The organism is Mesorhizobium sp. M1406 (genome assembly GCF_040317555.1).
In the GTDB taxonomy this organism is placed as follows: domain Bacteria; phylum Pseudomonadota; class Alphaproteobacteria; order Rhizobiales; family Rhizobiaceae; genus Mesorhizobium.
The window spans coordinates 122,235-142,948 of sequence record NZ_JAMYKW010000003.1; the positions used below are offsets into that span (position 1 = coordinate 122,235).

Annotated in this window: 20 protein-coding genes and 1 other RNA gene; 10 read left to right on the forward strand and 11 right to left on the reverse strand. The window is 63.4% G+C overall.

What is annotated here, in order from left to right; translation table 11 throughout:
- Nucleotides 1-50: 50 nt before the first annotated feature.
- The 5 genes from radA (at nucleotide 51) to NKH03_RS04605 (ending at nucleotide 5,265) form a co-directional block, all read left to right on the forward strand.
- The gene (gene radA, locus NKH03_RS04585; RefSeq protein WP_352880820.1) at nucleotides 51-1,454 is read left to right on the forward strand and encodes a DNA repair protein RadA; all 1,404 of its coding nucleotides are present in this window, start codon (nucleotides 51-53) and stop codon (nucleotides 1,452-1,454) included.
- 84 nt (nucleotides 1,455-1,538) lie between these two features.
- Nucleotides 1,539-2,207: a CvpA family protein gene (locus NKH03_RS04590; RefSeq protein ID WP_352967310.1), complete on the forward strand. Its 669-nt coding sequence runs from the start codon at nucleotides 1,539-1,541 to the stop codon at nucleotides 2,205-2,207.
- Nucleotides 2,208-2,312: 105 nt separating this feature from the next.
- Complete coding sequence (gene purF / locus NKH03_RS04595) at nucleotides 2,313-3,782, forward strand: amidophosphoribosyltransferase (RefSeq protein ID WP_183453881.1); 1,470 nt, start codon at nucleotides 2,313-2,315, stop codon at nucleotides 3,780-3,782.
- Between the two features lie 350 nt (nucleotides 3,783-4,132).
- A complete protein-coding gene (locus NKH03_RS04600; protein ID WP_352880816.1) occupies nucleotides 4,133-4,879 on the forward strand; it encodes an SDR family NAD(P)-dependent oxidoreductase in 747 nt (248 codons plus the stop codon).
- A gap of 167 nt (nucleotides 4,880-5,046) precedes the next feature.
- Nucleotides 5,047-5,265 carry a hypothetical protein gene (locus tag NKH03_RS04605; RefSeq protein ID WP_023761619.1) on the forward strand — a complete coding sequence of 73 codons (219 nt, stop codon included), beginning with the start codon at nucleotides 5,047-5,049 and terminating at the stop codon, nucleotides 5,263-5,265.
- A 216-nt stretch (nucleotides 5,266-5,481) separates the two neighbouring features.
- Here NKH03_RS04605 and NKH03_RS04610 read toward each other — a convergent pair whose 3' ends face one another.
- Nucleotides 5,482-5,988, reverse strand: coding sequence for an OsmC family protein (locus NKH03_RS04610; protein ID WP_352868207.1), 507 nt, complete (start codon nucleotides 5,986-5,988; stop codon nucleotides 5,482-5,484).
- Nucleotides 5,989-6,231: 243 nt separating this feature from the next.
- On the opposite strand from NKH03_RS04610, the gene NKH03_RS04615 reads away from it, so the two are divergent.
- Nucleotides 6,232-7,749: a S10 family peptidase gene (locus NKH03_RS04615; protein WP_352967312.1), complete on the forward strand. Its 1,518-nt coding sequence runs from the start codon at nucleotides 6,232-6,234 to the stop codon at nucleotides 7,747-7,749.
- A gap of 191 nt (nucleotides 7,750-7,940) precedes the next feature.
- Complete coding sequence (locus tag NKH03_RS04620) at nucleotides 7,941-8,849, forward strand: DMT family transporter (RefSeq protein ID WP_352967314.1); 909 nt, start codon at nucleotides 7,941-7,943, stop codon at nucleotides 8,847-8,849.
- Between the two features lie 133 nt (nucleotides 8,850-8,982).
- Here the strand turns inward: NKH03_RS04620 and NKH03_RS04625 are convergent, their stop codons facing one another.
- Nucleotides 8,983-9,840 (reverse strand): LysR substrate-binding domain-containing protein, encoded by an 858-nt coding sequence (locus NKH03_RS04625; protein WP_352967316.1) that lies wholly within the window; start codon nucleotides 9,838-9,840, stop codon nucleotides 8,983-8,985.
- A gap of 113 nt (nucleotides 9,841-9,953) precedes the next feature.
- Here NKH03_RS04625 and NKH03_RS04630 point away from each other — a divergent pair, with 113 nt between their 5' ends.
- Nucleotides 9,954-10,361 (forward strand): tautomerase family protein, encoded by a 408-nt coding sequence (locus NKH03_RS04630; protein WP_352967317.1) that lies wholly within the window; start codon nucleotides 9,954-9,956, stop codon nucleotides 10,359-10,361.
- A 140-nt stretch (nucleotides 10,362-10,501) separates the two neighbouring features.
- The gene (locus NKH03_RS04635) at nucleotides 10,502-12,724 is read left to right on the forward strand and encodes an AMP-binding protein (protein WP_352967319.1); all 2,223 of its coding nucleotides are present in this window, start codon (nucleotides 10,502-10,504) and stop codon (nucleotides 12,722-12,724) included.
- A 27-nt stretch (nucleotides 12,725-12,751) separates the two neighbouring features.
- On the opposite strand, the gene NKH03_RS04640 is transcribed toward NKH03_RS04635, so the two are convergent.
- Both NKH03_RS04640 and NKH03_RS04645 read right to left on the reverse strand, forming a co-directional pair.
- The gene (locus NKH03_RS04640; protein ID WP_502913483.1) at nucleotides 12,752-13,570 is read right to left on the reverse strand and encodes a CDP-alcohol phosphatidyltransferase family protein; all 819 of its coding nucleotides are present in this window, start codon (nucleotides 13,568-13,570) and stop codon (nucleotides 12,752-12,754) included.
- 3 nt (nucleotides 13,571-13,573) lie between these two features.
- Nucleotides 13,574-14,272, reverse strand: coding sequence for a phosphatidylserine decarboxylase (locus tag NKH03_RS04645; protein WP_352868224.1), 699 nt, complete (start codon nucleotides 14,270-14,272; stop codon nucleotides 13,574-13,576).
- 175 nt (nucleotides 14,273-14,447) lie between these two features.
- On the opposite strand from NKH03_RS04645, the gene NKH03_RS04650 reads away from it, so the two are divergent.
- Nucleotides 14,448-15,179, forward strand: coding sequence for a lysozyme inhibitor LprI family protein (locus NKH03_RS04650; protein WP_352967321.1), 732 nt, complete (start codon nucleotides 14,448-14,450; stop codon nucleotides 15,177-15,179).
- A gap of 50 nt (nucleotides 15,180-15,229) precedes the next feature.
- On the opposite strand, the gene NKH03_RS04655 is transcribed toward NKH03_RS04650, so the two are convergent.
- The 7 genes from NKH03_RS04655 to NKH03_RS04685 form a co-directional block, all read right to left on the reverse strand.
- Nucleotides 15,230-16,501: a DMP19 family protein gene (locus NKH03_RS04655; protein ID WP_352967323.1), complete on the reverse strand. Its 1,272-nt coding sequence runs from the start codon at nucleotides 16,499-16,501 to the stop codon at nucleotides 15,230-15,232.
- 179 nt (nucleotides 16,502-16,680) lie between these two features.
- Complete coding sequence (locus NKH03_RS04660; RefSeq protein ID WP_352967325.1) at nucleotides 16,681-17,049, reverse strand: type II toxin-antitoxin system ParD family antitoxin; 369 nt, start codon at nucleotides 17,047-17,049, stop codon at nucleotides 16,681-16,683.
- Between the two features lie 171 nt (nucleotides 17,050-17,220).
- An RNA gene (gene rnpB, locus NKH03_RS04665) (RNase P RNA component class A) lies at nucleotides 17,221-17,631 on the reverse strand.
- A gap of 50 nt (nucleotides 17,632-17,681) precedes the next feature.
- Nucleotides 17,682-18,407, reverse strand: coding sequence for a lytic transglycosylase domain-containing protein (locus NKH03_RS04670; RefSeq protein ID WP_352865348.1), 726 nt, complete (start codon nucleotides 18,405-18,407; stop codon nucleotides 17,682-17,684).
- 209 nt (nucleotides 18,408-18,616) lie between these two features.
- On the reverse strand, nucleotides 18,617-19,372 hold the full coding sequence (locus NKH03_RS04675) for a peptidoglycan recognition protein family protein (protein ID WP_352865350.1): 756 nt from the start codon (nucleotides 19,370-19,372) through the stop codon (nucleotides 18,617-18,619).
- A complete protein-coding gene (locus NKH03_RS04680) occupies nucleotides 19,369-20,088 on the reverse strand; it encodes a TerB family tellurite resistance protein (protein ID WP_352865353.1) in 720 nt (239 codons plus the stop codon). Before NKH03_RS04680 ends, NKH03_RS04675 begins: the two co-directional genes overlap by 4 nt.
- Nucleotides 20,089-20,263: 175 nt before the next feature.
- Complete coding sequence (locus NKH03_RS04685; RefSeq protein ID WP_352865355.1) at nucleotides 20,264-20,521, reverse strand: hypothetical protein; 258 nt, start codon at nucleotides 20,519-20,521, stop codon at nucleotides 20,264-20,266.
- Nucleotides 20,522-20,714: the final 193 nt, after the last annotated feature.

Below are 20,714 nucleotides of genomic sequence, written 5' to 3' on the forward strand. Positions count from 1 at the left end.
TTCCTTCGCGCCCCCCTCTGTCCTGCCAGACATCGGGGGGCACAAATCTGATGGCCAAGTCGCGCGTACAATTCATCTGCCAGAGTTGCGGATCGGTGCATCAGCGCTGGGCCGGCAAATGCGATGCCTGCGGCGAGTGGAACACGCTGGTCGAGGAAGGTACGTCCGGCGGCATCGGCTCGGGTCCGGCCAATACACGCAACGCCCGCAAGGGCCGCGCGGTGGTGCTGACCACGCTGTCCGGCGACATCGAGGACGCGCCGCGCATCATTTCGGGCATCGGCGAACTCGATCGCGCCACCGGCGGTGGTTTCGTGCGCGGTTCGGCGCTTCTGGTCGGCGGCGACCCCGGCATCGGCAAATCGACGCTGCTCACCCAAGCGGCGGCCGCGCTGGCGTCAAAAGGCCACCGCATCGTCTATGTCTCGGGCGAAGAGGCGGTCGCGCAGATCAGGCTGCGGGCGCAGCGGCTTGGCGTCGCCTCGTCTCCGGTGGAGCTTGCCGCCGAGACCAATGTCGAGGATATCCTGGCGACAATAGCCGACGGCAAGCGGCCGGATCTCGTCATCCTGGATTCGATCCAGACGCTGTGGACCGACCTTGCCGATTCGGCGCCAGGCACCGTCACCCAAGTGCGCGCCGCCGCCCAGGCGATGATACGCTATGCGAAGTCCACGGGGGCGGCGATCGTGCTGGTCGGCCACGTCACCAAGGAAGGCCAGATCGCCGGGCCGCGCGTCGTCGAGCATATGGTCGACGCCGTGCTCTACTTCGAAGGCGAAGGCGGCCATCATTACCGCATCCTGCGCACGGTGAAGAACCGTTTTGGACCGACCGACGAGATCGGCGTCTTCGAAATGTCGGACAAGGGCCTGCGCGAGGTTGCCAACCCGTCCGAGCTTTTCCTTGGCGAGCGCCATGCGAAATCGCCGGGCGCGGCGGTTTTCGCCGGCATGGAGGGGACAAGGCCAGTGCTGGTCGAGATACAGGCGCTGGTCGCGTCCTCCTCGCTCGGCACGCCGCGCCGCGCCGTCGTCGGCTGGGACGGCGCCCGGCTGTCGATGATCCTGGCGGTCCTCGAAGCCCATTGCGGCGTGCGCTTCGGCAGCCATGATGTCTATCTCAACGTCGCCGGCGGCTATCGCATTTCGGAGCCCGCGGCGGATCTTGCGGTGGCGGCGGCCCTGGTTTCCTCGCTCACCGGCCTTGCCCTTCCCGCCGATTGCGTCTATTTCGGCGAAATCAGTCTTTCGGGCGCAGTGAGGCCGGTCGCGCATGCGCAACAGCGCCTCAAGGAAGCCGAAAAGCTGGGTTTTGGAAGCGCGGTCCTGCCTTCGGGCAGCGGGGAATTGGCCGGGGGGATCGGGGCCGGTTCTTTCCAGCCGACCGAGCTTGCCGACCTCGTCGCGCGCATAGCCGGCTCACGCCGAAGCCGCGCGGACGAGGAAGATTAGGGCATCGGACCCGAAGGCGGGAACCGGTTTAGGAAAATCCGATGCTCCGCGCTATAATGCAGCTCATGGAGTGGGGCGAAAGACATGCCGATTACGCTGCTTGACGGAATTCTCGTCGGCTTCACTCTGGTCTCGGCGATGCTCGCCATGGTTCGCGGCTTCTCGCGCGAAATCCTGTCCGTCGTCTCTTGGGCAGCGGCGGCGGCGGCGGCGTTCTTCTTCTACAAGCCGGTTGTGCCTTACCTCGCGCCCTACATCGAGAATGAAAAGATCGCCATGGCGGCCGCCGCCGGCGTTGTCTTCGTCATCGCGCTGATCGTCGTCTCGGTCATCACCATGAAGCTTGCCGACTGGATCATCGATTCCAGGATCGGCGCGCTCGACCGCACGCTTGGTTTCCTTTACGGCGCCGCGCGCGGCATCCTGGTCGTCGCCGTCGCACTTCTGTTCTTCAACTGGCTGGCCGGCGCCAAGGCACCGGCCTGGGTGACGGAGGCCAAGTCGCGGCCGCTGCTCGAGCAGATCGGCGCCAAGCTCGAAAGCCTGCTGCCCGAGGATCCGGAAAACGCCATCCTGAAGAAGCTCAATCCGAATCAGCCGGCTACCGAGACGCCCGCTGCTCCGGACGCACCGGCAGCGGATGCTCCGGCGGGTGGGGACGATGCCAACACGCCGGCGCCTGATGATGATGCCGCAACACCGCCGGCGGACAACGCCCCGGCCAATCCAGCACCGGCTGCACCGGCAAACTGACGCCGGAAATGGGCGCTGGGACTTGACGATGGTGTGAATGGCTGCACGGCGCGCGTTGCTTTCGACGCGAACCCGCATTATATGGCGATTTTAGCGGAGCTTAAGATGGCAGACGCAGACGACGTGCTTTCCGCCGAGGCCGACGACCATTTCCACGACGAATGCGGTGTGTTCGGCATTTTCGGCCGGCAGGATGCCGCGGCCATCGTCACATTGGGCCTGCATGCGCTCCAGCATCGCGGCCAGGAAGCGGCCGGCATCGTTTCCTATGACGGCAGCCAGTTCCATGTCGAACGCCATGTCGGCCTGATCGGCGACACCTTCACCAAGCAGCGCGTCATCGACAGTCTGCAAGGCAACCGCGCCATCGGCCACACGCGCTACGCCACCACCGGCGGCGCCGGCATGCGCAACATCCAGCCTTTCTTCGCCGAGTTGGCCGATGGCGGCTTCGCCGTTGCCCACAACGGCAATCTGACCAACGCCATGACCGTGCAGCGGGCGCTGCAGAAGCAGGGCGCGATCTTCTCCTCCACCTCCGATACCGAGACGCTGTTGCACCTCGTCGCCACCAGCAAGGAGCGCGATTTGAACTCGCGTTTCATCGATGCGGTGCGGCAGGTCGAGGGCGCCTTCTCGCTGGTGGCCATGACGGCCAAGAAGATGATCGGCTGCCGCGACCCGCTCGGCATCCGGCCGCTGGTGCTCGGCGATCTCGACGGCGCCTGGATCCTGGCCTCCGAAACCTGTGCGCTCGACATCATCGGCGCGCGTTTCGTGCGCGACCTGAAGCCCGGCGAGATGGTCGTCGTCACGTCCAAGGGCATTGAAAGCCTGTTCCCGTTCGAGCCGCAGAAGACCCGCTTCTGCATCTTCGAATATGTCTATTTCGCGCGGCCGGATTCGTCGGTCGAAGGCCGCAACGTCTATGAGGTGCGCAAGCGCATCGGCGCCGAGCTGGCAGTCGAAAGCCCGGTCGAGGCCGATATCGTCGTGCCGGTGCCGGATTCGGGCACGCCGGCGGCGATCGGCTTTAGCCAAGCGGCGGGCATTCCTTTCGAACTCGGCATCATCCGCAACCATTATGTCGGCCGCACCTTCATCCAGCCGGGCGATTCGATCCGCCATATGGGCGTCAAGCTGAAGCACAACGCCAACCGCCGCATGATCGAGGGCAAGCGCGTGGTGCTGGTCGACGACAGTATCGTGCGCGGCACCACCAGCCAGAAGATCGTGCAGATGGTGCGCGACGCCGGTGCCAAGGAAGTGCATATGCGCATCGCATCGCCGCCGACACGCGCCTCCTGCTTCTACGGCGTCGACACGCCGGAGAAGTCGAAGCTCCTTGCATCGCGCATGTCGGTGGAAGAAATGGCCGAATTCATCCGCGTCGATTCGCTCGGCTTCCTCACAATCGACGGGCTCTACCGCGCCGTCGGCGAGGCCAGCCGCGACAATGACCAGCCGCAATTCTGCGACGCCTGCTTCACCGGGCAGTACCCGACCCGCCTGCTCGACTTCGAGGGCCACGACAATGTGCGCACGCTGTCGCTGCTGGCGACGAGCGGGACGTAGGGCCTTGCTGCAACCGTGAATTTCGCCGGTTTGCAAATTTCGCCGCGATCACTTTGTTGCGGCCTCCTCGAAGCAGCCGATCTCCCCCCTTGCGGGGGAGATGCCCGGCAGGGCAGAGGGGGGTGCTGTCCCTCCATCCTGTCGATCAATTCCAGCCGCGCGCTTGGCCGGGTTCTCTCTCGGGGTCGGATCATTTCGAAAATTGGCGATCCTTCACACCCCCCTCTGTCCCGCCGGACATCTCCCCCGCAAGGGGGGAGATTGCGCTCCCACCTCCGCTTTCGCCAAATATGCAGGCTGACGAGGCAGAGCCAAGTCCGAGTTAGAACGCTAGCCCTCGGAGTTGCCCGTTGACCCGTCCCCTCGACCTTACCGGCCGCGTTGCGGTTGTCACCGGCGCCTCGCGCGGCATCGGCTACTTCATCGCCAAGGAATTGGCTGCCGCCGGCGCGCATGTCATCGCGGTAGCGCGCACTGTCGGCGGTCTGGAAGAGCTTGACGATCAGATCAAGGCGGCCGGCGGCCAGGCGACACTGGTGCCGCTCGACCTCGCCGACATGGCAGGCATCGACCGGCTGGGCGGCGCCATCCATGAGCGCTGGGGCAAGCTCGACATTCTCGTCGCCAATGCCGGCGTGCTCGGCGTCATCTCGCCGATCGGTCATGTCGAAGCAAAAACCTTCGAGAAGGTGATGACCATCAACGTCACCTCGACATGGCGGCTGATCCGCTCGGTCGACCCGCTGCTGCGGCTCTCCGACGCCGGGCGAGCGATCATCCTGTCATCCAACGCGGCACACTCGGCCCGCGCGTTCTGGGCGCCCTACGCAGCGTCCAAGGCGGCGGTCGAGACCATGATGCGTTCCTGGGCACATGAGACGCAAAGCCTGCCGCTGCGCGTCAACGCCGCCGATCCCGGCGCCACCCGCACCGCCATGCGGGCGCAGGCGGTGCCCGGCGAGGATCCGGCGACGCTGCCCCACCCCTCGGAGATCGCCAAGCTCATCGTGCCGCTGGCGAGCCCCGACTTGAAGGAGACCGGGCTGATTTTCCAGGCCAAGCACAACCGCTTCGTCGCCTATCGGCAGCCGGAATAGCCGCACTCGCGCGGGCGGCAGCGTGACAAACCCGCCGCCTCATCACGCGGCTGTGATGTGACGGCTGGAGGCTGCGCGGCGGCCATGCTTTCGTCACTTCCGTGGAGTTGGTAGGATCGCAGCGACTCCCACAACAACCACCCAACTGGCAGAACGAGGAAATCCCCATGGCAACGACCGCAGCGTTGGTCTGGTATCTGGTAATCGCCGGCCCGCAAGGCGGCATGGTCGTCCTGCCCAGCACCTTCGACAAGCGCGAACAGTGCACCGCCGCCATCGCTGAGTATCAGAAACAGCCGACACCGGCCGGCTGGTCGGTGCAATGCGTGCCGAGCGCCTCGCCCTTCACCGACGAAGGCGACGCCGAAGAACCGTCAGCGCAGTAATGAGCGTAATCTCGCCCCTTGAGGGGGTTGAGGAGTGATCCGCACAGCGGACGGAAAGCCAATTGCTTGGCTTTCCGAACGACGAACGGCCGACAGGCCAGAGGGGGTCGCCGCGCGTCGAGCGCTAACCTCCTCTGCCGGCGGAAGAAGGTCGCGTCCCGTCGTTCCGACCCGCTCTGTCGCCTTCGGCGACATCTCCCCTCAAGGGGGAGATCCTCAGCGTCGAGCTGAAACCGTCAGTTCCGGCTTCTGGTTGATGGTCTGGAATACCACGCAATAGCGCTCGGTCAGCTTCAGCAGTGACTCTACCCGCTCCCGCGGCTCATCGGTGTCGAGGTTGAAATTGAGCCGAATGGCGCGAAAGCCGACCGGCGCATCTTTTGCCACACCGAGCGTGCCGCGAAAATCGAGGTCGCCTTCTGCTTCCACCGTGGCGGCGCCGAGCTTGAACTCGAGCGCCGTCGCCACCGCCTTCAGCGTCACCCCGGCGCAGGCCACCAATGCCTCCAGCAACATGTCGCCCGAGCAGAGCTCAAGGCCCGAGCCACCTGTTGCCGGATGCAGCCCGGCGATGGCGAGCGCCCTGCCCGTCTCCACCTTGCAGGCGACCGACTGGTCGTCGATCGAGCCCTTGGCGCGAAGCGTGATCAGGGCCTGCGAAGCATCGTCACGATAGGTCTGCTTCAGCGGCGCCTGCATGGCCTTCAGTTCGGTCGCATCCATCCGCTCTCCCCTTTCGTCGGCTATTTCGTGCGGTCGAGATTTGCGCCGATCACTACGGGAAGGCAATGCTGTTCATCGCCACCGCACACGGGCGAGCCGCCAAGACGCGGTTGGAGCCAGCAGCCCGCTCGCAGGAAGAAGGGAGAAGGAGCGGCAGCAGCAGTTGTCCAACCAAACAGCCATTTCCTTTGACTTCGATCATCTCGGCCATACCTATGCGGGAGTCGTTCTCGCGGAGCCATCATGCCGGTCAAGCTGAAACTGATCTTCCTTATCCTGCCGATGCTTGCCGCCCTGGCGCAGCCCCTCCTGGCTGAAACGGTGGAGCGGCCGGGCCCCTCGGGCGGCGTGCTGTCCCTGCTGCCGCCGCCGCGGACCACCAACCATTCGATCACCCTCGCCGGGCGCAAGCTGGATTATCAGGCAAAGGCCGCCACCCTGTCGCTGCTTTCCGGCAAGGGCGATGTCACGGCGGAGATCTTCTATGTCGCCTACGCGCTGGAGCCACCGGCAAGCATGGCCAAAGACCCGCAGCGGCCGATTACCTTCGTGTTCAACGGCGGCCCTGGAGCAGCGTCCGCCTATCTGCATATCGGCGCACTCGGTCCGCGTATAATCGCAACGGGAGCCGACGGCGAATTCCTGCCCTCACCGCAAAGACTTATCGACAATCCGGACAGCTGGCTCGACATGACCGATCTCGTCTTCGTCGATCCGGTCGGAACCGGATATAGCCGCGAGGCACCCGGCCAGGACACGCACGACTTCTGGGGCGTCAATCAGGATGCCAGTTCGATAGGCGCGTTCATCCGGCTCTATCTCGCGCAGAACGGCCGCACCGGATCGCCGTTGTTCCTCGCCGGCGAAAGCTATGGCGGGTTCCGCGCGGCGCTGCTCGCCAGGACATTGCAGGAAGACATCGGCATCAGTCCGAACGGCATCGTGCTGATCTCGCCGGCGCTGGAGTTCACGCTGGTGCAACCCGACGAATTCGAGCCGCTGCACTGGGCGCTTGAACTGCCTTCACTGGCGGCGGTGCGCCTGCGCGCCGAAGGCGTCAGCGGCGATGCGTTACGGGAGAAGCTGGCCGAAGTCGAACATTATGCGATGGGCGATTACCTTACGGCGCTCACCAGCGGACTGGAGCAAGGCAGGCGGCTGGCGAGCCAACGCGTGGCTGACATCACCGGCCTGCCGCTCGACCTCGTGCAGCGGAACTCCGCCCGTATCCCGACCGGCCTGTTCGCAAGGGAGTTCGCCCGTGCCAGCGGCAAAGTGCTCAGCCCATATGACGCCATGATCGGCACGGCCGACATCGCGCCCGAGAGCGCCCGCATCGCCGGCCCGGATCCAGTGCTCGACCGCAGCGTACCGGCGTTGACGTCGGCTTTCGTCGGCTATATCAGCGACGAACTGAATTTCCGCACCGACGTCAGCTATCGGCTGCTCAATGGCGAAGTCAGCCACAATTGGGATTACGGCACCAGCGCCTCGCGGCAAGGCTATGCCGGTGTGATGGACGATCTGCAGCGAGCACGCTCGCTGAACCCGTCGCTCGGCGTCGTGATCGTCAACGGCTACACCGATCTGGTCACGCCTTACCTCGCCTCGCGCTACCTGGTGAGCCAGATCTCGTCGCTCGCCAACGCCAAGCCTATCCGTCTCGATGTCGTCGAGGGCGGCCACATGATGTACTTCAGATCCGATGGTCGGCGTGCCCTGAAAGAGGCCGCTTCGGAGCTTTACCAGGCGACGCAATAAGCTTTGCGAGAGTGCAGATCGCCATGGAACTGGGGCGGCGTGCCGCGCCGCGAAGTCTTCCCGGGTGCTGCCTGATCATCGCTGCCGGCCTGCTGATCGTCGGCGGCGAGCATTTTCGCAAACGGCTATGATGTGGATTACCATCACTGCTGACGCTACGATGTCAGGACTGAACGGCGTAGGCTTGTGGCATGACTGACATCGCAGCCACCGCCGACACCGCCGCGGAGCGCACGCTCGGCATCATCCTGGTGTCAGCGTCGGCCGCCGTCTTCGGCCTGACTGGTGTTCTGACAAAGTCGATCCATGCCGACCCGCTGACAATCATCTGCTGGCGCGGCTTTGTCGGCGCGATCCTGATCAGCCTCTACGTGCTGTGGCGCCGCCGCCGCTCCGGCAACCGCGAAACGCCGCGCCTCGGCTGGCGCGGCTGGCTGCTGGCGGTGGAAGGCGCGCTGGCCAGCATAGCCTTCATCTCGGCGTTCAAGTTCACCTTTGTCGCCAATGTCGCCGTCATCTATGCCACAGCGCCTTTCGTCACCGCGCTGCTGGCCTGGGTTCTGACGCGCGAGCCGCTTCGACTGCAGACGATGGTCGCCGCCGCCGTATCGCTGTGCGGCGTGGCGATCATGGTCTGGTCCGGCTTCGGCAGCGGCAATCTGTTCGGCGACGGGCTGGCATTGCTGATGACCGTCGGCAGCGGCCTCTACATGATCATGGTGCGCGCCTTCCGCGACACGCCGGTGGTATGGGCCGGCGCGGTTTCGGCGTTCCTGCTGTTCGTGCTCGGCTGGTTCGTCACCGATCCGCTAGCGGTTTCGCCAAGGGATGCCGTTCTGCTCGCCACTTTCGGCGCGTCCTTCGCGCTGTCCTCGATCCTTTGGACGGAGGGCGCACGGCTCATTCCGCCCGCCGAATCCGGGCTGTTCGGCTCGGCCGAAGTGCCGTTCGCGATCCTGTTTGCCTCCCAGTTCCTGGGCGAGATTGCACCGGTCGCCAGCATGATCGGCGGCGCTATCGTGCTGTGTGCGGTGTTTGCCCATGCGGGGCGGGATTGGCTGATGGTCCGCTCGCAACGCGTGGCGTCAAATATTTCTTAAAAAAGTGACGCAGTCACGGAACCATCATCGTGGTCAGACATTATTGGTGTGACGGGCCATCCCCAAGTCCCCCCAAACCCCTCGGCCCGTCCTACTCTCAAGCCGACCGTAAGGTCGGCTTTTTCTTTGGCATTCAGCCAGCCGACAAGGCAAGGTTGCCGCTGAGCAGTGTCGCGAGGTCGCTCGCCGGACCATCGGCGCCGACGCGCAGCCGGATCGCGAACTCAGCCATTGGAACTTGCGGCAGACCAAGCTCGCGCGGCGCCTCGACGATGCCGGAATGGGCAAAGCGGGCCGTTCGCAACGTGAGCGCGACACCGGCGTTCACCGCCGTGCGCAGGCCGGCCAGACTGGCACTGCCGGCAGCGATGCGGTAGCGGCGACCGGCAGCATCGAGTGCGGCAAGTGCCGCTTCGCGAAAACCGCAATACGGATCGAGCAGAGCCAGCGGCACTTCCTCCTGCCGCGAGGCCAATCCTTTTTGCGAGCACAGCCATATCATCGGCTCACGCAGCACGCCGACTTCGTCCGGCACCGCGGCCTGGCGCATGACGATCGCCAGATCGAGGCCGCCGGACTGCAGCGCCTGCGCCAGTTCGGCGGAGCGGCCGACCCGCAGTTCTATCCTGACGCGCGGATGACTGACGGCGAAGGCACGCAGCAGGTCCGGCAGGCCGCTGTCGGCGAAATCCTGGGTCGTGCCGATGGCGACGCGCCCGGCAGCCCGTGCGCCCTTCAGTGCCAGCCAGGCCTCGCGGTGAGCAGCAAGGATGCGCCTGGCATGACCGACGAGATCCTCGCCTGCAGGGGTCAAGCCTCGGCCCCGGCCTTGCGGCGCCAGCAGCGGCTCGCCGACGATTTCCTCCAGCCGCTGCATCTGGGCGGTCACCGCCGAGGGCGAACGGCCGACGCTTGAAGCCGCCTGGGCCAATGAGCCACTGTCGACGAAGGCAAGAAAGGTCCTGAGCAGATCGGGATCGAGCGTTTGCATAATTCGATAATATCGAACCTTCAATTTAAAACAATTCGATTTTTTTGATTTAATAATGATGGCATGGTTCTTTCAACGGCGATCAGACGCCGCTCGAACCGAGGAGAAGAGAAATGCCCATCATCACCGTAAGCGTCACCGGCAGGCCTGACGCGGCTCTTTCCGCTCGCATCGCAAAGGAGGTCACCGAAATCACCGCGACGCAGTTGCGCAAGGATCCGACGATTACAGCCGTCGCCGTATCCTACATCGATCCGCAGCACTGGTTCGCCGGCGGCAAGTCGCTGGCCGAGCATGGCACCAATACGTTCTGGCTGGATATCAAGGTGGTCGACGGCACCAACACCAAGCTCGAACTGGAAGCCTATCTGAAAGCGATATTCGCTGCCTTCGGCCGTCTGCTGGGCGGCGTGCACGAGGAAAGCTATGCCTTCGTGCACGAAGTGCCGGCAGCAGCCTATGGCTATGGCGGCAAGACGCAGGAATTCCGTTTCATCAGCGGACGGTTGAAGGCGGCGTGAACACAGACCTTACCTTCTGGCTCGGGGCAAGAAGGTAAGCTTGCCCTCATCCGCATTGACGTTGCTCCCACATGGTCTAGGTTCTGGCCGAAGCGGCCGCAAAAGAGCCGAGATGATAAAATCGTTGGGAGAGACGCGGCATGGTCCTGACACTGGCGCTGCTTGCGGGTCTTGTTCTGGCCTGGCTGCTGATCGGCGTGGCGGAAAAATTCCGCCTCGGCCTGCGCTTCACCCAGGCGCTGCTCTATGTGCCGTTCAAACTCGCCTACCGAATCGCCGACACCCGGGTCAAGATCGCCCGCAAGGCGCGGGCCCCGGTCATCTACGTCATCTCGCATCAATCGCGTTTCGAACCGGCTCTGATGCTGTCGCTGCTGCCGGACGACACGCTGCATATTCTCGACGAGGTCTCGGCGCGGTCGCCTTGGCTCGAACCGTGGCGCGAGCTCGGCCGCACCATCGCCTTCAACGCCGAACATGTCTTCGTCAGCCGCCGGCTGGTGCGCGTCCTCAAAGGCAAAGGCCGGCTCGCCGTCTATCTGCCGGATGCGGTCGAGCCTGACGTCAAGACGTTCCGGCTGTTTCGTGCCGTCACGCGCATCGCCATGCAGGCCGAGGCCAGCATCGTGCCGATCTTCGTCAGCGGCGCGCGCAGCCTGCCGGTGTCGTTGACGCCCGCGGACAAGGCACCACGGCACTGGTTTCCACAGCTGTCGATCAGCGTTCTGGAGCCGATGACCATCGCCGAACTGGTGGCGCGCAACCCCGACCAGGCCTCGAACACCAATGCGTTGTTCGACCGTGTCGCCGAGGCCCGGCTTTTCGGTACCAACCTCGATCGCGGCCTGTTCCTGGCCATGCGCGATGCCGCCGACCGGGTCGGCGCTTCGCACACGATCATCGAGGACGTCATCTCCGGCGCGCTGAGCTACCGCAAGATGTTCATCGGCGCTCGCGTCCTGGGCAGGCGCTTCGAGGCGGTCACTGCGCCGGGCGAAGCGGTCGGGCTGATGCTGCCGAACGCCAATGGCGTCGTGCTGTCGCTCACTGGCCTTCTGTCGGCCGGCCGGGTGGCGGCGATGATCAACTACACGGCCGGGCCGGCAAGCGTCACCGCCGCCGTGCGCACCGCGGTGATAAGGACCGTGATTTCCTCCCGCGCGTTCGTCGAGAAGGCCAGCCTTGCCGATATCGTCGAGGCGGTCGAGAAGGGCGGTGCCAGGCTGCTTTGGCTGGAGGATGTGCGGGAAGGCGTCACGGCGCTGGACAAGCTTGCCGCCGCCTTGCTGTGGCGCTGGCCGCTGCAACGGCAGGATGCGGCCAAGCCAGCGGTGAACCTGTTCACCTCGGGTTCGGAAGGCACGCCCAAGGCGGTGATCCTTTCGCACAAAAACCTGCTGGCCAACGCCATGCAGGCCGAGGCACGCATCACCATCTCGCCCGCCGACATCCTTCTCAACGTGCTGCCGGTGTTCCACTCGTTCGGGCTGACGGGTGGCACCATCCTGCCGCTGGTCACTGGGGTAAAACTGTTCCTCTACCCCTCGCCTCTCCACTACAAGATCATCCCCGAGGTCGCACGCAAGGTGAAACCGACCATCATGTTCGGCACCGACACGTTCCTCGCCAACTATGCGCGCACCGCCAAGGACGGCGATTTTTCCAGCCTGCGCTTCGTCGTCGCCGGCGCCGAGGCGGTGAAGCCGGAAACCCGCCGCGTCTATCGCGAGCGCTTCCAGGCGGAGATCATCGAAGGGTTCGGACTGACCGAGGCAGCACCCGTGGTTGCCGTCAACACCGCCATCCATGGCCGCGACGGCACCGTCGGCCGGCTGCTGCCGGCCATGCGCATGAAGCTGGAGCCGGTCGAGGGCATCTCCGACGCCGGCCAATTGTGGCTCGACGGACCGAACCTGATGATGGGCTACATGACCGCGGAGCGTCCCGGTGAGTTGCAGCCGCTGACCGGCTGGCACGACACCGGCGACATCGTTGCCGTCGACCGTGAAGGTTTCATCACCATTCGCGGCCGCGCCAAACGCTTCGCCAAGATCGCCGGCGAAATGGTGTCGCTCGGTGCGGTCGAGATGCTGGTGCAATCGCTGTGGCCGGAGGAACGGCACGCGGCGGTGGCGGTGCCCGACAAGCGGCGCGGCGAGCGCATCGTGCTGGTCACCACCGCCGACGACGCCAATCCCGACGAGTTGCGCAAATTCGGCAAACAGGCGGGTGCCGCCGAACTGATGGTGCCGAACGACATCGTCAAGGTGGAGGAAATCCCGGTGCTGGGTTCCGGCAAGACCGACTATGTCTCGACCCGCAAGCTGGCGATCGACAGGCTGGGGCTCGGCGTCGCGGCGTGAGTCAGATCAAGGACTTCGGCGTATCTTCTAACCTATATCCGAAGGTGGCACCTTCTCACCCTCCAGCTTGGCGCGCTTCGAATAGGCGCGCACGCTGAACGGCAGGAAGATCAGATAGCCGGCGACCGAAGCCGTCAGCGTGTACCAGGGATAGGTCATCAGCAGGAGCACGTAGAGCACGACGCCAAGGATGATCGGCAGCACCTTGTCGCCCGGGATTCTCAGGCTCTTGCCGGAATAGACCGGCAGCCGGCTGACCAGCAGGAAGGCGACCAGGATGGTGAAGCCGGTGGCGACGAAGGCGGCTGGACGACTGGGCTCCAGCCCTGTGCGCAGGAAATAAAGATAGAGCGGCAGCATCACCAACACGGCTCCCGCCGGCGCCGGCACGCCGACGAAATATTCGGACTGCCATATGGGGCGATCGGTCTTCTCGTCGTCAAGCACGTTGAAACGGGCGAGCCGCAGGCCGCAGGCGATGGCAAACAGGAGTGCGGCGATCCATCCCGGCGAGCCGGCACGGTCGAGCAGGAAGGCATAGAGCACCAGAGCCGGTGCGACGCCGAAATTGACGATGTCGGCCAGCGAATCCATCTGCGCGCCGAATTTCGAGGTCGCCTTCAGCATCCGCGCCAGGCGGCCGTCGATGCCGTCGAGGAATGCCGCGAGCAGCACCATCACCACCGCCGGCTCGAAGCGGCCTTCGAAGCCGAAGCGGATGCCGGACAGGCCGGCGCAGATGGCCAGCACGGTGACGAGGTTGGGCAGCACCATGCGCATAGGGATTTCGCGGATGCGCGGACCGCCGCTGGCATGGGCCTCGAACTTTTTGTATTGCGTGCCCACGGGTCAGGAAATCCGAACAAGTGGCGTGCCGGCGACACCGCCGAATTCAGCCAGCACGGTTTCGCCCCCGACCGCCGTCTGGCCAACGGCAACACGCGGCGTGGCGGTCAAAGGCAGGAACACATCGACGCGCGAGCCGAAGCGGATCAGGCCGAAGCGCTCGCCGATGGCGATCGAGCCGCCGGCCTCGGCCCAGCAGACGATGCGCCGCGCGACCAGGCCGGCGATCTGGACGGCGGCAACCGTGCCGTTGGGGCTCTCGATGACCAGGCCGTTGCGCTCGTTCTCGGTGCTTGCCTTGTCGAGTTCGGCATTGAGGAATTTTCCCGGCCGATGTTCTATCCTGGCAATACGGCCGCGCACCGGTGCGCGGTTCACATGGCAGGAGAAGACGTTCATGAACACCGAGATGCGGGTCATCTCGACGTTGCCTAGGCCAAGCTCGCGCGGCGGCACGGCCGGTCCGACAGCCGAGATGATGCCGTCTGCGGGGCTGACCACGAGGTGGTCGTCGACCGGCGTGACGCGCTCGGGATCACGGAAGAAATAGACGCACCAGGCCGTCAGGATAAGGCCGATCCAGAACAGGATCGAGGAGAAATAGCCGAGGAAAAGCGTCGCCGCGCCAAAAGCCGCGATGAAGGGATAGCCTTCACGATGGATCGGTACGAACGCGTTCTTGACCGTATCGACAAGGCTCATCGGGTATAAACTGGCTCCGTTTCAAGTCCGGCCTCAATAGCCGAAAGCCCCCCTCGCCGCAACGCAACAATCGGCATCGCCGCATTGGGCGCGACCGGCGTGCTTGCTTGTCGGCGTCATTGTCGACAGAATTTGGGGTAGCACCGGTTTTAGGCGCGGGAAAGGCCGACCGCCCATGATCCGAAACCCCGACAAGGCGCAGCTCATTGCCTGGTCCGCCATCGGTACAGTTATGGTGGCATGGCTGGCCGCGAACGGCAGCGCATTCGCGCAAGCAAAGCCGTCGTTCGACTGCGCCAAGGCGACAAGCGTGGCGGAAAAGGCCATCTGCGCCGATCCTGCCCTGGCGCAAGCCGACGCCGATGTGGCGAGGAGCTATGCGGCATTGCTGAAGACGCTTGATCCTCGCGCCGGCAAGGCCTTGCGAGGCGACCAAGGCGATTTCATCTTGTATCGCGACCAGATCGCCGGCTTCACCGAGAACATGCCCGAGGACCATCAGACTTTCGATCTCGGCGAATTTCTGCGCGACCGCGCGACCTTCCTCGCCGCCATCCGCAAGCCCGCGGACAGCGGCCTCATCGGCACATGGAGCAGCAGCCGCGGCTCGGTCGAGATCAAGGCGGCAGGCGCCGGCAAGCTCGAAGTGTCGGAAGATGTCGCCAACCCTGTCTCCGGCGGTGCGGAGTGCGACATCGGCGGCACGGTCAGGGCCGGCAAGGAGTTGCGGCTGGTCGATACCGACGACAACGACAAGCCGACCGGTTTTGTCTTCACCTTCCACCGCGATGGCGATGCGTTCGTCGTCGAGCAGAGCGGCACCGGCAAGGATGACCGTTCGGAACCGCCATCATGCGGCGCCAGCGGCCACGCCGATGGCTATTTTTTTCTGAGCGAAAAGCAGTAGGGCTGCTATCGGGAACAGCGCTAGTCGCCAGTTCCGTCCGAGCGGACATCTTATTCGCCGGCGGCTGCGGTCAGGTCGAAATATTCCTCAAGCTCAGTTCGATGAGCCTCCACCAGACTTTCCTCATTGTCACCACGCAACAGTGCACAGCGATCTCGGGATGCCTGGAAGAGAAATGCGTGACCGCCGGCCATTACCACCCAGCTGACAACCGGCCCTCCCTCGCGCTGCACGATCGAGTTCGCCGAAACGATAGCTTTGGTTGGATCGATTCCGGCCTTGCGCAGCAAAAGGTCGACGGCGACCGGCGCGTGATGTTCCTCAGCCAGTTCGATCACCTTTGCTATTGTTTGAGCATCGACTTGTCCGAGCTTGCGGCCGACGCGAGGCACGCCAGCGGCCAATGGATTTTCACCCACGCGCGCAATCGGCGGGTCCTCCGGAGCAATGGATTCATAGACCGCCGCATGGGTGTCTGTGACAACGCAGAGACGAACCTCCCCTGCATTGGTGCGCAGTTGAAAAGCCAATTGCTTTTCGCCCTCGACATCCAACATCCTCGCCGTACCGAGCGATAATTTAACTTCGGGCGGCAGCGCGTCCGCACAGGCAAGACCAACCCCGACGTCGCGCCGGCGAAACATCTGGCCGACCAGCTCGGCGACCGATCGGTGGAGAAGCCGGGATTCGCGCCGGGGATTGGCCATTGCCAATTGGCGGATGGCTTCATCGCAGTCATCGTCGTCGACAATTTGCAGATCGGGCCATGACGCGACCCAGCGCGCCAACAGGTCGAGCATCGGCGCCGCCTCGTCAGTGTCGTAGAAAGCATCATCAAGCGTGTCGAGAAAATCGTCCCGACCACCCTCAAAGCCGGTCTGTTCTTCGGCTTCGGCGGGATGCTCCGTGACCCAGACGGACATCTTTTCCAGAGTCGCTAGCTGCCCATTCGCACCAGCCGCAGTGAGACCAGCACGGGCGTTGGCGACCATAGTATCGAACTCCCTGCCGGCATTGTGGACGAACTGACTATGGCCGCCATTTTTCACCTCAGTTGAATACAAATCGGCGTGGAAGACCTGCATGGCCTTCGGGCTGATCTCCGGATAGTGGTAGAGCCCTTGGGAAACCATAGCGTGGATGAATTTGTCGACAGCGAAGACCAGCTCAAAGGGCCGTTCGACCGCATCTTCCACGGTTGAGCGAGGCACGATTACTGGTACTAGCAGCCCGGTTTTCGATAAGTGCCCTGTGGCAGGAGGCGAAGCACCAACCGGCTTCTCGGAGATTTTCTTGGACTTGCGCGAAAAGAATCCGAACATCCAAAATACTTCCCTGCATCGTACAAGAACTGGTGCGAGTTAGTGCCGACGAAGCAATATCATCGATGCAAGGCGATAAAAAGCGTCCTAGCTTGATCTGTCGTCGCCTCCTTGAGAGAAAATTGCCAATGACCATGTCGGCGTGTCATCCCTTCATTCGTCCTTGGATAGTGCGACAGCTATCTCTCACTCTGAGAGTCGCCTACCGCGGTCATTGCAGCATATTTGGCCCGTAAGCGCTCAATGAACAGAGGCCCGTCCATTTTTCTCCCGCTCTCAAAGCCGTCGGACAACCTGTACTTACGCGCTTCGACCTTGATCTCATCCATCGACGCAAACTGGCCCCGTCCGCTATCGATCCCTTCCTGCACAAGTTTGCGCAATTCCTCGACCGTATAGCCATGCAGGTCGCGCCGGTCTTTCCATTGCCTGAGCGCATCACGGATTACCTCGCTCGCCGATGCGTATTCGCCGGCGGCGACCACATCGTCCACCGCCTGCGCCAATTCCGGCGACAGCGTTATGCTGCGTTTATCGACCTGTCCCATGATGGCTCCCGATATATTTTGCCGATCCATGGTACGATTTAATCGCACCAATTTCAAGCAATCGCCGGTCCAGGCTTGCATGGCGGATCGTCGAACAAACCTGAATCACCAGGCGCGCCCGAGGGCGCAACCTGCTGATCTCAAAGACTTCTCTTCGATATCATGGAGACAATTGCCAGCTGGCCTGTAAGCCGGGTTTTGTATGGCCCTCGCCCCTTTCGGTGCGAGAACGTGGCGGCCATTCATCTTGGGCGCATGTTGCCATGCGCCTCACGCAACCTACCCGGACGGTGGGCCGGAAACAGCCCTCGAGGGTTTCCCCTCGCACCGCCCCTATTCGGTCTTGCTCCCGGTGGGGTTTACCGTGCCGCTCCTGTTGCCAGTCGCGCGGTGGGCTCTTACCCCACCCTTTCACCCTTGCCCCGAATCCGGCAAAGCCGAACCGTGGCGGTTTGCTTTCTGTGGCACTTTCCCTGGGGTCGCCCCCGCCGGCCATTAACCGGCACCGTGTTTCCATGGAGCCCGGACTTTCCTCACCCGCGACCTTTCGGCGTTTGCGGGTGCGGCCGCCCGGCCAGCTGGCAAGGCGTATAAAGGGGTTCACGCTCGAAAACGCAAACGAAAAAGCAGACTTATGCGGGCGATCCAAGCGCGGCCATCTGCACCTTGACCTTGCCGCAATAGGCGGCCGACACCGGGTTCATTCGCGTTGCGGCGTGCCCGGCGTTGTATTTCAGAATCGTACCACAGGTCGTGCCACCGCCGAGATTCCGCGCCATGGCGAGGTATTTCATGCCGTATTTGATGTTGGTATCGGGATCGAACAGGCCCTTGGCGGAACCACTATAGCCCATCATCCGCGCTGTTGCCGGCTTGATCTGCATCAGGCCGATCTCGCCGGCGCTGCCGACGATGTTGGGCCGGTAGTTGCTTTCGATCTTGATGACCGCCGTGGCGAGCGACACCGGCACGCCTTCGATCGCCGCATAGCGGGCAACGATTGCGGAATACTGGCCGCTGCTGGCCACCGCGGCCGTCGATGCCGCCGCCTTCCTCACACCAACCGACGCCGTTGTCGTCATGTCGACGGTCTTGCGGCCGCGTTTCGTCCTTTTGGCGGTGGACTTCTTGGGCTTGGACCAGCTTGCTTTTTCCACTTTGGCGGAAACCCGCTTCGTTGCCTTGGCGTCGTGGCTTGCCTTGTCGCTTTTGGCCAGGGTGGTCTTGCCGCTTTTTGCGGGTACCGAGGCAAACCCTTGATCGGCCCGCGGGCTGAATGGCGCGGCATGCGCCGCGCTGAAGGCAAAGGTCATTACGCCGGCAGCAAGAGCTGCCGTTAAAACGGTCGATTTCTGCATGTGATCCTGTTCTGTCTGAACCGCGTGAAGATGTTCACGCAGCATCGCTTAATCAATATCGGAACATCCGGGGGTTTGGGGGTCCGACAACTTGCACGTCAGCCGTTTGACGCTCGAATTGGTGTCAAACAAGGCCAGGCAAGTCACTTTGAGTGACAGCTTGTAATTTAAAGATTGGTAGGGGTTGCTTGGGAGCGGCTTGCCGGAGGTCAGCGCCTCACGGAAGCAAGCAGGTTTTGCAGCGTCCGCAGTGTCGAGCCATCGGCAATGCCGTCCACTCTACGCGGCCGGAAATGCCTCTGAAACGCCTCGACGACGACCTCCGTCTGAAGGTCGAAAATGCCCGATATCTCGACGCCATAGCCGTAGAGCGCCAACATCGACTGCAACGCCTCCACATCACCGCCGGTATCGCCGAGCCTGAGCACGGCTCCTCGACGGATGGGTGCGGCCGCCACCAGATGGCCGACACCGGCCTCGAACAGCGTCCGCCAGGGGAACTTCTCGCCCGGATCAATTTTGCGTCCCGGCGCCACGTCGGAATGCGCGAGCACCCGCTCGGCGGCAATCGAATGCCGCCCGGCGATCCCCCTGCACAGCCCGATCACCGCGTCGATCTGCCGCTTGGGAAAACCGGGATAGCCCAGCGAATGTCCCGGATTGACGATCTCGATGCCGACCGAACAGGAATTGATGTCGGCGCGTCCGAACCACGAACTCTTGCCGGCGTGCCAGGCGCGGTCGCTCTCCCTGACCATTTGCACGATGTGGCCATTCTCGTGGACGAGATAATGCGACGACACCTCGCTGGCCGGGTCGCACAGCCACGCCTCGGCCCCGATGCCGGTCGCCATGCCGGTGTAGTGCAGCACGATCATTTCAGGCTTGAGTGGCTCGCGCCGCGGACCGAAATTCGGCGATACCCTGACCTCGGCACGTGGCTCGTCGGGCAGGAAACCGCTCATGCGTGGCGAAGGCCCCGCTCGATCATCTCATAAGCGGCATTGATCGCCGCCACCCTGGTGGTCGCGATCTTGATGAATTCCTGCGGCAGGCCGCGCGCGATCAGCCGGTCCGGATGATTGTCGGAAACCAGCTTTCGATAGCGCTTCCTGACCTCTTCGAACGGCTTACCGCGTTCGATGCCGAGCACGACATAGGGATCCCCGGCGCCCAGATTGACGTGCCGCGCCATGATGCTTTCGTAATGTGCCTCGTCGATGCGGAAAATCTCGGCGATGCGATGCAGGAACAGGCCTTCGCGCTCATGCACCAGCCCGTCGGCCTTGGCGATGTGGAACAAGCCGTCGAGTATGTCTTCCAGCATCGCGCAGTTGGAATGCCCCGAGCCGCACATCTGCGCCATCCGCTCGGCATAGGTCTCGAAACCGGCCACGTCGCGCTGGGCGAGATGGAACAGCCGCGCCACATTGCGCGTCTCCTTCGGCGGCACGTCGAAGATTTGCTGGAAGGCGCGCACCTCGTCCTGGGTGACGATGCCATCGGCCTTGGCCATCTTGGCCGACAGCGCGATCATCGCCACCGAGAAGGCGACACGCCGGCGCAGATCCGCATCGCCTGAGAAAACCGTGCGCACGGCCTCGACGACGTCGGCGACACCCGACGAGGCTGAAGATGAAACACGAGTGATGAATTCGCCGAGGCGATCCCAAATCGACATGGCCTGCTTCTTAGTGCCACCGCCCCCTGCTATCAAGCCGGGACAGTGCCGCAGGCTTTGCACGACAAATCGGTCCGGCGCTGACGCGCGATGTCGCCCCGGCGCTCGGACAGTATGAAAAAGGCCGACGTGAGTCGGCCTTTCTCATTCATCACACGAAGTACTGCGTTACTGACTACTGCGCGGGCGCAGGAGCTGGTGTTGCCGGAGCCGGCTCGGCAGGCTTCTCGGGTGTGATGCTCTTCGTGGTCGAATTGTCGGTAGCCGGAGGCGTTGCGGCCGGCGGCGTTGCTTCCGGCGTGGCCGGCTTCATCGGCTGTTCGGCCGGTGGGTTGGTGCTCTGGGTGGTGGTGTTATCCGTGCCGCTGTCACTGCAGGCGGCGACGCCAAGCAAGGCCAACGCGGAAACGGACGCAAGAATGAGCTTTTTCATCTTAATCTCTCCTTCAACACACGCTCACGTTGCCGTGAACGGTCGAAAGGGAAATGCATCAGATGGCCATGAGTTTCATAACGTTGCGTTTCCGCATGTAACATCGTCTGGTCCATTTGCGATTGCCGGCCGGGCGATGGCGAACTAACAGAATGTGCTGAACCACGGATCGAGCAGAAAAGTGCCAGGGCTG